At 72.4% G+C, this 12,029-nt stretch carries 8 protein-coding genes; 5 read left to right on the forward strand and 3 right to left on the reverse strand.

Going from position 1 to position 12,029, the window contains the following annotated elements; translation table 11 throughout:
* The first annotated feature begins 2 nt into the window (after positions 1-2).
* From ACFWU3_RS32975 to ACFWU3_RS32995, 5 genes are all read left to right on the forward strand, one after another.
* Entirely contained in the window at positions 3-1,592 is a 1,590-nt protein-coding gene (locus tag ACFWU3_RS32975; protein WP_384444757.1) for a sensor histidine kinase, read from the forward strand.
* Between the two features lie 25 nt (positions 1,593-1,617).
* On the forward strand, positions 1,618-3,039 hold the full coding sequence (locus tag ACFWU3_RS32980; protein ID WP_384444759.1) for a glycosyltransferase: 1,422 nt from the start codon (positions 1,618-1,620) through the stop codon (positions 3,037-3,039).
* Complete coding sequence (locus ACFWU3_RS32985; protein ID WP_384444762.1) at positions 3,036-5,333, forward strand: ArnT family glycosyltransferase; 2,298 nt, start codon at positions 3,036-3,038, stop codon at positions 5,331-5,333. Before ACFWU3_RS32980 ends, ACFWU3_RS32985 begins: the two co-directional genes overlap by 4 nt.
* Positions 5,334-5,418: 85 nt before the next feature.
* Positions 5,419-6,927 carry an MFS transporter gene (locus tag ACFWU3_RS32990; protein ID WP_384444764.1) on the forward strand — a complete coding sequence of 503 codons (1,509 nt, stop codon included), beginning with the start codon at positions 5,419-5,421 and terminating at the stop codon, positions 6,925-6,927.
* A 34-nt stretch (positions 6,928-6,961) separates the two neighbouring features.
* Positions 6,962-7,738, forward strand: coding sequence for a TetR/AcrR family transcriptional regulator (locus ACFWU3_RS32995; protein ID WP_384444765.1), 777 nt, complete (start codon positions 6,962-6,964; stop codon positions 7,736-7,738).
* Positions 7,739-8,451: 713 nt separating this feature from the next.
* On the opposite strand, the gene ACFWU3_RS33000 is transcribed toward ACFWU3_RS32995, so the two are convergent.
* The 3 genes from ACFWU3_RS33000 to ACFWU3_RS33010 all read right to left on the reverse strand — a co-directional run.
* Entirely contained in the window at positions 8,452-8,919 is a 468-nt protein-coding gene (locus ACFWU3_RS33000) for a PPOX class F420-dependent oxidoreductase (protein ID WP_384444768.1), read from the reverse strand.
* A gap of 47 nt (positions 8,920-8,966) precedes the next feature.
* The gene (locus ACFWU3_RS33005) at positions 8,967-9,785 is read right to left on the reverse strand and encodes a YceI family protein (protein WP_384444770.1); all 819 of its coding nucleotides are present in this window, start codon (positions 9,783-9,785) and stop codon (positions 8,967-8,969) included.
* 111 nt (positions 9,786-9,896) lie between these two features.
* On the reverse strand, positions 9,897-12,029 hold a 2,133-nt coding region (locus tag ACFWU3_RS33010), incomplete at its 5' end, for an MFS transporter (RefSeq protein ID WP_384444772.1).

The following is a 12,029-nucleotide window of genomic DNA, read 5'->3' on the forward strand; positions in this document are numbered from 1 at the left end:
GGATGCGCGGCCGCAGATGGTCGCTGCGGACCCGGCTGGTGGTGTCCGCGGTGGCGCTGATCGCCGTGGTCGCGTCGGTGATCGGGGCGGTCACGACGATCGCGTTCGGAAGCTACCTGTACGGCAAGCTCGACGACCAGCTGCGCGGCATCGCGGTCCGCGCCGACCTGCCCAGGCGTCCGCCGCCGGCACCCGGGGACACGGAGGGCCCGCTGGACTTCCTCGGCGGCGGCGGCCAGCCCTTCGGCACGGTCGGGGCGCTGGTACCGGACGGCGGCACCGCGGCGTCCGAAGGCGCGAGGACCGTCGAGAACACCACTCCCGGCTACCGCCCGGACGACACCACGCCGCTCGACGCCGCGCAGCTCAGGGCGCTCGGTACGGTGCCCGCGGACGGCGAGGTGCACGACGTCACGCTGCCGGGGCTCGGGGGCTATCGCGCGATCGCCCTGCACACGACGAACGACGGGTCGGCGAACGGCGCAACGGCGAGCGGGGGAACGGCGAGCAACGGGTCGGCCGGCGACGGCACGGTCCTCGTCGGGATTCCGGCGGGCGAGGTGGAAGACGCGCTGAGCACGTTGATCCTCGTCGAGATCTGCGTGGCCGCGACGGGCCTGCTGGCGGCCGGCATCACCGGTACCGCGCTGGTCGGTGTCGCGCTGCGACCGCTGCGGCGCGTGGCCGCCACCGCCACCCGGGTCTCCGAACTCCCCCTGCACAGTGGCGAGGTCGCCCTGCTGGAACGGGTTCCGGACGCCGAGGCCGATCCCCGCACGGAGGTCGGACAGGTCGGAGCCGCGCTCAACCGCATGCTGGGCCATGTCGGTTCGGCACTGACCGCCCGCCAGGAGAGCGAGACGCGGGTACGGCAGTTCGTCGCCGACGCCAGCCATGAGCTGCGTACGCCACTGGCCTCGATCCGCGGCTACGCGGAACTCACCCGGCGCGGCCGGGACACCGTCGGACCGGACACCCGGCACGCTCTCGGCCGGATCGAGTCCGAGGCCACCCGGATGACCGGCCTGGTCGAGGATCTGCTGCTGCTGGCCCGGCTCGACGCGGGACGTCCGCTCGACCGCGAGCGCACCGACCTTCCGCCCCTGGTCGTGGACGCCGTCAGCGACGCCCGCGCGGCCGGCCCCGACCACACCTGGCGGCTCGAACTGCCCATGGAGCCGGCGGCGGTCGGGGGCGATGCGGCCCGGCTGCATCAGGTCCTGGTCAACCTGCTGGCCAACGCCCGTACGCACACACCGCCGGGCACCACCGTCGTCGCCCGGGTGCAGGACCGCGGTCCCACCGTCGTGCTGGAGGTGGAGGACGACGGACCGGGCATCCCGTCCGAGCTGCTCCCGTACATCTTCGAGCGGTTCGCGCGCGGCGACGCGTCCCGGTCCCGGAACGCCGGGTCGACCGGGCTCGGACTGGCGATCGTGGACGCGGTGGTGAGCGCGCACGGCGGCCGCGTCGGAGTGAACTCCCGTCCCGGGCGCACCGTGTTCGGGGTCGAGCTGCCCGCGTGGCACGAGCCGCGGTGTGCCCCGGATCCGCTCTCACAGACAGGGCACAGGCGCATCACACAGCCGTGACAGCGCCCCCGACGAGTGTCGTGGCATGCGAACCGACACCCCAGAGGGAACCCTGCCGGCCCGCGAGCATCTGCTCGCCGGCACGGCCGGGCCGCCCGTACTCGACGTCGTGATCCCGGTCTTCAACGAGGAGGCCGATCTGGAGAGATGCGTGCTGCGGCTGCGCGAACACCTCGCGCGGACCTTCCCGTACGGCTTCCGCATCACCGTCGCCGACAACGCGAGCACCGACGGCACCCCGCGGGTGGCGGCCGAACTCGCGGCCACCGTCCCCGAGGTGCGGTCGTACCGGCTGGAGCAGAAGGGGCGGGGGCGGGCCCTGCGGACCGTCTGGTCGCACTCCGACGCCCCCGTTCTCGCCTACATGGACGTCGATCTGTCCACCGACCTCAACGCGCTGCTTCCGCTGGTCGCCCCGCTGATCTCCGGGCACTCGGATCTCGCCATCGGCTCACGGCTGGCCCGTTCGTCGCGGGTGGTGCGCGGGCCGAAGCGGGAGTTCATCTCGCGCGCCTACAACCTGATCCTGCGCGGCTCGCTCGCCGCCCGGTTCTCGGACGCCCAGTGCGGGTTCAAGGCGATCCGGCGCGAAGTCGCCGAGCGGCTGCTGCCGATGGTCGAGGACACCGGCTGGTTCTTCGACACCGAACTGCTGGTGCTGGCCGAGCGCGCCGGGCTGCGCATCCACGAGGTGCCGGTCGACTGGGTCGACGACCCGGACTCGACCGTGCACATCGTCAGCACGGCGACCGAGGACCTCAAGGGTGTCTGGCGGGTGGGACGGGCCTTGGCGGTCGGCGCGCTGCCGCTGGACCGGCTGGCCCGCCCCTTCGGCGACGATCCACGGGACCGGCAGCTCAGCGGGGTGCCCGGCGCACTCGCGCGTCAACTGGTCGGGTTCTGCGCGGTGGGCGCGCTCTCCACGCTGCTGTATCTGCTGCTGTACTCCGCGTTCCGGCTCGGAGCCGGCCCGCAGACGGCCAACGCGTGCGCCCTGCTGCTGTCGGCGATCGCCAACACGGCGGCCAACCGGCGGCTCACCTTCGGTGTGCGGGGGCGGGACCGGGCCGTACGGCATCAGGCGCAGGGCCTGGTCGTGTTCGCCATCGGGCTCGCGCTGACGAGCGGTTCGCTGGCCGCGCTGGACGCGGCCGCGGGCGACGCCTCGCACGGCACCGAGCTGGCGGTGCTGATCGCGGCGAACCTGGCCGCGACGGTGCTGCGCTTTCTGCTCTTCCGGGCGTGGGTCTTCCCGGACCGGCGGGGGATGTCCGCACGGGGTGGGACATCCCGGACGCGTGTGGTCCGGGACCCCGACGAGGGCCCGGAGCCGCGGGCGTTCCCGGACCGTACGCCGGACGCATGGGCGTTCACCGACCACACCTGGGACGCCACCGCGCAGCTGCGAGCCGTTCCGCACGACAACGACCCGAGGACCGAGCGATGACGACGACACACGACAGCCACGCCTACCCTCCCCCGCCCGGCAATCCGCCCCTCACTCCGCCCGGGGGTCCGTCCGGCGGTCCGTCCGGTCCCGGTGCGCCGGTGGCCGGGCCCGTGCGGGGAGGTCATGCGCGCGGGGGACCACCCGGCGGCGGACCCAGGGGCGGACACGCGGCCGGTGGACGGGGTGCCCGGCCGGCAGCCCGGCTGTGGCGTGGGCGGGCCGGTGACGCCCCCTGGGTACGCCCTGCCTTCCTCGGTCTGCTGCTCATCACGGCGGTCCTCTACAGCTACGACCTTTCCGCGTCCGGCTACGCCAACTCCTTCTACTCCGCCGCCGTCCAGGCGGGCAGCGAGAGCTGGAAGGCCTTCTTCTTCGGGTCCTCCGACGCCGCGAACTCGATCACCGTCGACAAGCCCCCGGCCGCGCTCTGGCCGATGGCGCTGTCCGTACGGATCTTCGGGCTCGGCTCCTGGCAGATCCTGCTGCCCGAGGTGCTGATGGGGGTCGGCACGGTGGCTGTGGTGTACGCGGCGGTGCGCCGGCGCTTCACCCCCGCGGCGGGGCTGATCGCTGGCGCGGTGCTGGCCGTGACGCCCGTCGCCGCGCTGATGTTCCGCTTCAACAACCCCGACGCACTGCTGGCGTTGCTGATGACGGTCGCCGTCTACTGCGTGCTGCGCGCGCTGGAGGGTGCGCGGACGACATGGCTGGTCTGGGCGGGTGCGGCGATCGGCTTCGCGTTCCTGACCAAGACCCTCCAGGCGTTCCTGATCCTGCCGCCCCTGGCGCTGGTGTACGCGGTGTGCGCGCCGACGACACTGCGGCGGCGGCTGGGACAACTCGCCCTCGCCGGGCTCGCGATCGTCGGCGCGGCCGGCTGGTGGGTGGCGATCGTCGAACTGTGGCCCGCCTCCTCGCGCCCGTACATCGGCGGCTCCCAGAACAACAGCTTCCTGGAGCTGACCTTCGGTTACAACGGCCTCGGCCGGATCAACGGTGACGAGGCCGGGAGCGTGGGCGGCGGTGGTGGTGGAGGTGGCGGAGGCCGCTGGGGGAGCAGCGGCATCGGCCGGATGTTCGACGCGTCGATCGGCGGCCAGATCTCCTGGCTGCTGCCCGCGGCTCTGCTGCTGCTCGTCGCGGGTCTCGTCGTCACCTGGCGGGCCGGCCGGACGGACACGGCGCGGTCGGCGTTCCTGGTGTGGGGCGGCTCGTTGCTGATGACCGCGGCGGTCTTCAGCTTCATGGCGGGAATCTTCCACGAGTACTACACGGTGGCGCTGGCGCCCTCCATCGCGGCCCTGGTCGGCATGGGCGTCACCGTCCTGTGGGAGGAACGGCACACCTTCGCGGCCTCGGCGGCGCTGGCCGTGACGGTCGCGGTGACGGCCGTGTGGTCCTTCACGCTGCTCGGCCGGACTCCCGACTATCTGCCGTGGCTGCGCTGGGCGGTGCTCATCGGCGGTCTCGCGGCCGCGGTGCTGCTGGTCGCGGGGCGTGCGGGCCGGCCGGGACCCCGGCTCGCCCTGGGCGCGGCGGCGTTGGCCCTGGTCGCGGCGCTGGCCGGGCCGGTCGCGTACTCCCTCACGACGGTGAACGAGGGGCACGCCGGCTCGATCGTGACGGCCGGTCCCGCGGCGGCGCGGGGCGGCGGGGGCATGCGCACCGGCGGTCCGGGCGACGGCGGACGGATCCCGCCGGGACAGCAGGGACAGGGACAGCAGGGACAGGGGCAGCCGGGTCAGGGACAGCAGGGTCAAGGGCCGGGTCAGGGACAGCCGGGCCAAGGGCAGCAGGGAGGCCCCGGTGGCGGGACGGCTCAGCCCCCGAACGGCCTTCCCGGGCAGGGCGGTCCGGCGCAGCGCCAGGGCATGGGGCCCGGCGGTGCCGGTGGCGGCGCTCGCGAGGGCGGCGGAGGAGGCGGTGGCATGGGCGGCCTGCTCAACGGCGCGACCGTGAACTCCGCGGTCGAGGCGAAGGTGCGGCAGAACGCCGGCGACTACACCTGGGCCGCCGCGGCCATCGGGTCCCAGAACGCCGCGAGCTACCAACTCGCCACCGAGGAACCGGTGATGGCGATCGGCGGCTTCAACGGCAGCGATCCTTCGCCGACACTCGCGCGGTTCAAGGAGTACGTCGCCGACGGCACGATCCACTACTTCATCGCGGGGGGCAGCGGCGGCGGGCCCGGCGGCGACACCAGCTCCGCGATCACCTCGTGGATCGAGTCGACCTTCACGGCGGTGACCGTGGGCGGCACGACCCTGTACGACCTGACCGCCGCGAAGTAGCCGCAGTACAGGGCCGTTGTACGGCGTAAGGGAAACTCTTGTACGGTGTACGGGACATCCCCCGTGCACCGTACAAGGAGTGCGTATGACGGCCACGGCCACCGAGACCGGCACCGCCCTTCCGGGCCGCCATCCGCAGCGCTGGGTCATCCTCGGCGTCATCTGCCTCGCCCAGCTGACGGTGCTGCTCGACAACACCGTGCTCAGCGTCGCCATCCCCTCCCTCACCCGGGAACTCGACGCCTCCACCGCGGACATCCAGTGGATGATCAACGCCTACTCGCTGGTGCAGTCCGGTCTGCTGCTCACCGCGGGCAATGCCGCCGACCGCTACGGACGCAAGAAGATGCTGGTGGCCGGGCTCGCGCTGTTCGGCATCGGCTCGCTGACCGCCGGGCTCGCGCAGTCCTCGGCCCAGCTGATCGCCGCGCGCGCCGGTATGGGCGTCGGCGGCGCGCTGCTGATGACCACCACCCTCGCCGTGGTCGTGCAGATCTTCGACGACACCGAGCGGGTGAAGGCCATCGGCCTGTGGTCCACCGTCAACTCCCTCGGGTTCGCGGCCGGCCCGCTGATCGGCGGTGTGATGCTCGACCACTTCTGGTGGGGCGCGATCTTCCTGGTCAACATCCCCGTGGTGGCCATCGGCCTGGTCGCGGTCGTCGCCCTCGTACCGGAGTCCAAGAACCCGCAGGGCGACCGGCCGGACCTGCTCGGCGCGCTGCTCTCCACGATCGGCATGACCGCCGTCGTGTACGCGATCATCTCCGGGCCCGAGCACGGCTGGACCTCGACCCAGGTCCTGGCATCGGCGGTGACCGGTGTCCTTGTGCTCGGTGTGTTCGTCCTGTGGGAGCTGCGGATCCCGTACCCGATGCTGGACATGCACTTCTTCCGCAACCAGCGGTTCATCGGGGCGGTCGCGGGGGCGATCCTGGTCGCGTTCGGCATGGGCGGCTCGCTGTTCCTGCTCACCCAGCATCTGCAGTTCGTGCTCGGATACGGGCCGCTGGACGCGGGTCTGCGCACCGCTCCCCTGGCCCTCACCGTCGTCGCGCTCAATCTGACCGGCGTCGGAGCCAGGCTGCTGCCGAGGGTCGGCACCCCGGGGACCATCGCCGTCGGTATGACCCTGGTGTCGGCCGGCCTCGCGTCGATCGCGCTGCTCGGCGCGGACGGATACGGCGGAATGCTGCTCGGCCTGGTGACGATGGGCGCGGGGGTGGCGCTCTCCATGCCGGCGATGGCCAACGCGATCATGGGTGCCATCCCGCCGGAGAAGGCGGGCGTGGGCGCGGGGGTGAACGGCACCCTCGCCGAGTTCGGCAACGGCCTCGGCGTCGCGGTGCTCGGCGCGGTACTGAACTCCCGCTTCGCCGCACTCGTTCCCGCGGTGGCAGGCGCCGTGTCGCTGCCCGCCGCCCTCGCGGCGGCCGGGAGCCCCGGCGAGCGGGCTCGGATCTCGGACGCGTTCGCCTCCGGCCTGGAGACAAGCCAGCTGGTCGGCGCGGTGGCCGTGCTGGCCGGTGGTCTGCTGGCCGCGTTGCTGCTGCGGCGGGCGGAGCGTGCAGACGAGGTACGGGCGGCGGCATAGCATCGGGAGCGGGCGAGTCGAGGAGAGTGGCGCGATGGTGGGTGCGGCCGACCGCGCGAAGGATCCCGCGCGGACCAGTGTGTGGCTGGAGGGCAAGCCGGCCGGCCGGCGCGCCGGCCGCAAACCGGCCCAGCCGGCGGGCCTGGACCGCGAGAAGATCATCGCCGCGACGGTGCGACTGCTGGACTCGGAGGGCGCGGCGAAGTTCTCGATGCGGCGGCTGGCCGCCGAGCTCGATGTCACCGCGATGTCCGTGTACTGGTACGTCGACACCAAGGACGACCTGCTCGAACTGGCGCTGGACGCGGTCTTCGGGGACGTGCGACTGCCCGACGTCGGCGACGCGTCCGAGTGGCGCGGGCAGCTGCGCGCACTGGCCGTCGAGTACCGGGCGGTGCTGGTGCGCCACCCGTGGGTCTCGGCGCTGATCGGCACGTTCCTGAACATCGGCCCGCACTCGATGGCCTTCTCGCTGGCGGTCCAGGAGGTCATGCGCAACACGGGACTTCCGCCGCACGGCCAGATGGGCGGGCTGTCGGCGGTCTTCCAGTTCGTCTACGGCTTCGGCACGATCGAGGGCCACTTCATCCAGCGCTGCGCGGCGGCGGGGCTGAGCCAGGACGAGTACTTCCGCGAGGCGATGGGTTCGATCCGCGAACAGCCGGACTTCAGCCGGCACTTCGGGAACGCTGCGGAACTGATGAAGGCGCGGGGCGGGGAGACGGTGGCGGACATGAGGGAGAGGGACTTCGACTTCGCGCTGGAGTTGCTGGTGGCGGGCATCGAAGCGATGGTGGCCCGCGCGGAGTGACGGGGCCGGGCGGGCGGATGCCCACGCGTGCGGCTGACTCTGAGCCGGTCAGGGGGCTGCACCTTCAGCCTGCGGGCTCGTTGCGGGGCTCTGCCCCGGGCCCCGCGCCTCAATCGCCGGCGAGGCTGGATTACCCGGTCCAGTCGAAGGGGCTTGCCGGCAAGGGCGTTCACTTCAAGCCCGTCCGGCGATTGAGGACATGCCCGTAGGGCATGTGGGACAGTCCGGGCTGTAGGTGGCTTCGTGGCGCGGGCTCGTTGCGGGGTCCCGCCCCGGGCCCCGCGCCTCAAACGCCGGCGGGGCTGGATGTGCCCGGTCCTGTGTGGCGAAGCCGAAGGGGCTTGCTGCCGGCAGGGGCGTTCACTTCCAGCCTGTCCGGCGATTGAGGACATGCCCGTAGGGCATGTGGGACAGTCCGGGCGGGGGTTGTTTCGAGGGGCGGGCTCGTTGCGGGGCTCCGCCCCGGGCCCCGCGCCTCAAACGCCGGCGGGGCTGGATGTGCCCGGTCCTTCGCGGCGGAGCCGGACGGGCAACAACCGCGGCCCGCACGGACCGGCGGGGCTGGAATGTGCCGCACCACCAGGCGAGGCCAGAAGCGGCTGCACGCTCGCGGCCCGCACGGACCGGCGGGCTGGAATGTGCCGCACCACCAGGCGAGGCCAGAGGCGGCCGCACGCGCGCGGCCCGCACAGCCCGGCGAGGCCGGAGCGTGCTCAGGCGCCGCTCAGGCGTGCCGGGAAGCCGCCCTTCGCGATCGGCCCCCACCGCACCGGCGTCACACGGATGAGCGACTTCCCCTGCTTCCGCATCGCCTCCCGGTACTCCGCCCAGTCCGGATGCTCCCCCGAGATGTTGCGGAAGTACTCCACCAGCGGTTCCACCGAGTCCGGTGTGTCGATGACCTCCGCCTCGCCGTCGATCTGGACCCACGGCCCGTCCCAGTCGTCCGACAGGACGATCACGCTCACCCGCGGATCGCGCTTCGCGTTGCGGGTCTTCGCGCGTTCGGGATACGTCGACATCACGATCCGGCCCGAGTCGTCCACCCCGCACGTGAGCGGGGAGCCCTGCGGTGACCCGTCCCTGCGGGCCGTCAGCAGGATCGCCCGGTGCCGGGGGCGTACGAACTCCAGCAACTCGTCCAGTTCCACCGTGGTGTTGGTGGCGATGTTGGGTGCCATGGGCCGCAGCCTAATCCTCGGGTGCCCGGTCCTCCGGGACCCGTTCCTCAGACGCCCGGCAGCGCGTCACCCTGGACCGCCTGGATCGCGAGCTCGATCTTGAGGGTCGTGCCGATCGCGGAGATACCCGCCTGGACCACCTGGTTGTAGTTCATCGCGAAGTCCTCGCGGTGCAGCTCCGCCGTCGCGCTGAAGGCCGCCCGGACACCGCCCCACGGATCGGGGCCGGTGCCGAGGTACGCGAGGTCCAGGTCCACGTCCCGTACGACACCGTGCAGGGACAGCGCGCCGTGCACCGTCCAGCGGTCCGTGCCGGCCGGTGTCAGACCGTGGCTGCGGTAGACGATCTCCGGGTACTGCTCGACGTCCAGGAAGTCCGGCGAGCGCAGGTGCTTGTCGCGCAGGCCGTTGCCCGTGTCGATGGTGGCCGCCCGGATCACCGCCTCGACCCGCGAGGAGCCGAGGTCGGGCGCGATCGCGATCCGGCCGCCGAAGTCGGTGAAGCGGCCGCTCACCGAGGAGATGCCGAGGTGCTGGGCGACCGCGCCCACGGAGGAGTGGGCCGGGTCGATGGACCAGGTGCCCGGCGGTGGCAGTTCGGCGCCGCCCTGGCGGGCCAGTACGACCGTGCCGATCTCGGCGCGCCCGCTCGCGGTGACCATCGCGGTCGAGGCGGCCGGTGCGTAGCCGAGCGCCGTGACGACGACCGTGTAGGCGCCCGCGGACAGCTGTGACGCCGAGCGCACCGCGCCGTCCGCGTCCGCCGTCTCCCGCAGCACCTGTGCGCCGGTCATGTCGGTGACCGTCACGACCGCGTGCTGGACGGCCCAGCCGTCCCGCGTCCGTACCTGTGCGCGAAGTCCCATCCCGTTTCTCTCCTTGCGAAAAATTGCCGGGGCGGCAGGCCGTCCCCTGCCTGCCGCCCCGGCCCCGGACGCGCGCTTCCGCTACAGAGCGCCGCTGCCCGGGGGTCCGAACTACTCGCCCGGGTGGGCGAGTTCGATGTCGTGGCCGTCGACCCCGCCGCCGGCCACGCTCAGCGCTCCGGCCACCGGCGGATAGCCGGTCGCGATGACCGTGTACTCCCCCGCGTCCAGGTCGGCGAAGGCGTACGCCCCGTCGTCCCCGGTCGTCGAGGTGGCGGCCACGTTGCCGGCGGCGTCGACCAGGGTGACCCGCGCGTCGGCCAGCGGCCGGCGGTCCGGGCCGCCGCGGACGGTTCCGCGGACGAGCGCCCCTGCTTGGAGGACGGCCTCGACCCGGGTCACGCCCTGGCCGCCGATCTCCACGGGGAGGGCCAGCGGCCGGAAGCCGGTGGCGTTCACGGCGACGGTCACCGCACCCGGTACGAGCTCCGCGAAGGCGAAGTCGCCCTGAGCGGTGGTCTTTCCGGTGCCCAGCACATCGCCCCGGACGTCCGTGACGATGACCATCGCGCCCTCGACCGGCAGGCCGCTGTCGGCGGCCCGCACGATGCCGGCGAGACCGCTCGTGCCCGAGAGCAGGATGTCGAACGCCACCGGGTCGTCACCGACGACCACCGTGGAGGCCTGCGGCTGGAAGGCGTCGGCCGAGGCGATCAGGACGTACGAACCGGCGCCGGGAGCGTCCAGTGCGTAGCTGCCGTCGTGCTGCGAGACCGAGCGGCCGAGCTGGCGGCCGGCCGGCGAGATCAGGGTGACGGCGGCCCGGGGGACCGGAGCACCCTCGTTGCCGCGCACCACACCGTGCACGGAGGGGCCGACCGGTGCGGCCACGACCGCGACCGGGGCGTCGGCCGTGAGGGACACGGCGGCAGCCGCCGCGCCGACCGCTGTGTCCACGGACGGCACGGGTGCGGCCGACTGCGCCGACTCGGAGGATTCCGACGACGCGTGGCTCTTCAACGCGACCTCCTTGATGAACAGCGTCACGAGGAAGGCCAGCAGCGCGAAGGGCGCCGAGTACAGGAAGATGTCGCCGATGCCGTGTCCGTAGGCGCTCTCCATCACCGTACGGATCGGGCCGGGCAGCGCGTCCAGGTCGGGGATGCCTCCGCCGGCCGTGCCGCCGTGGCCCAGCGCCGCGCCCTGCGGACCGAGTTCGGCGAGTCCGTCCTTGACGTAGTGCGTGACCCGGTTGGCGAGCACCGCGCCCAGCGCCGAGACGCCGATCGCACCGCCCAGCGAGCGGAAGAAGGTGACGACGGAGGAGGCGGAGCCGAGGTCCTCGGGCGCGACCTGGTTCTGCGTGCAGAGCACCAGGTTCTGCATCATCATGCCGAGGCCGAGACCCATGACGGCCATGAAGATCGCGATGTGCCAGTACTCGGTGTCGTACCGGATCGTGCCGAGCAGACCGAGGCCGCCGGTCACGAGCACACCACCGCCGACCAGCCAGGCCTTCCAGCGGCCCGTCTTGGTGATGATCTGGCCCGAGACCGTGGACGAGACGAACAGACCGGCGATCATCGGAATGGTCATCACGCCGGACATCGTCGGCGACTTGTCGCGTGCCAGCTGGAAGTACTGGCTGAAGAACACGGTGCCGGCGAACATCGCGACACCGACGAAGAGCGAGGCCAGCGAGGCCAGCGTGATCGTGCGGTTGCGGAACAGCCGCAGCGGGATGATCGGCTCGCTCGCCCTGGACTCGATGAGCAGGAAGAGCAGCCCGAGGGCGATCGCTCCACCGACCATGGCGTAGGTCTGCCAGGAGATCCAGTCGTACTTGTCACCGGCGAAGGTCACCCAGACCAGCAGCAGCGAGACCGCGGCGCTGATGAAGAGGGCACCCGCCCAGTCGACCTTGACCTGGCGCTTCACGACCGGCAGCTTCAGCGTCTTCTGGAGCACGATCAGCGCGATGATCGCGAAGGGCACACCGACGTAGAAGCACCAGCGCCAGCCGAGCCACTCGGTGTCGGTGATGATGCCGCCGAGAAGAGGACCGCCGACGGTTGCGACAGCGAACGTCGCACCGAGGTAACCGCTGTACCGGCCCCGCTCACGCGGGGCGATCATGGCGGCCATGATGATCTGAGCGAGTGCCGTCAGACCGCCGACGCCGATGCCCTGCACGACGCGGCACGCGATGAGCATGCCGGTGTTCTGCGAGAGGCCGGCGACCAC

Origin of the sequence: Streptomyces sp. NPDC058685, from assembly GCF_042714725.1 — a bacterium.
GTDB lineage: Bacteria > Actinomycetota > Actinomycetes > Streptomycetales > Streptomycetaceae > Streptomyces.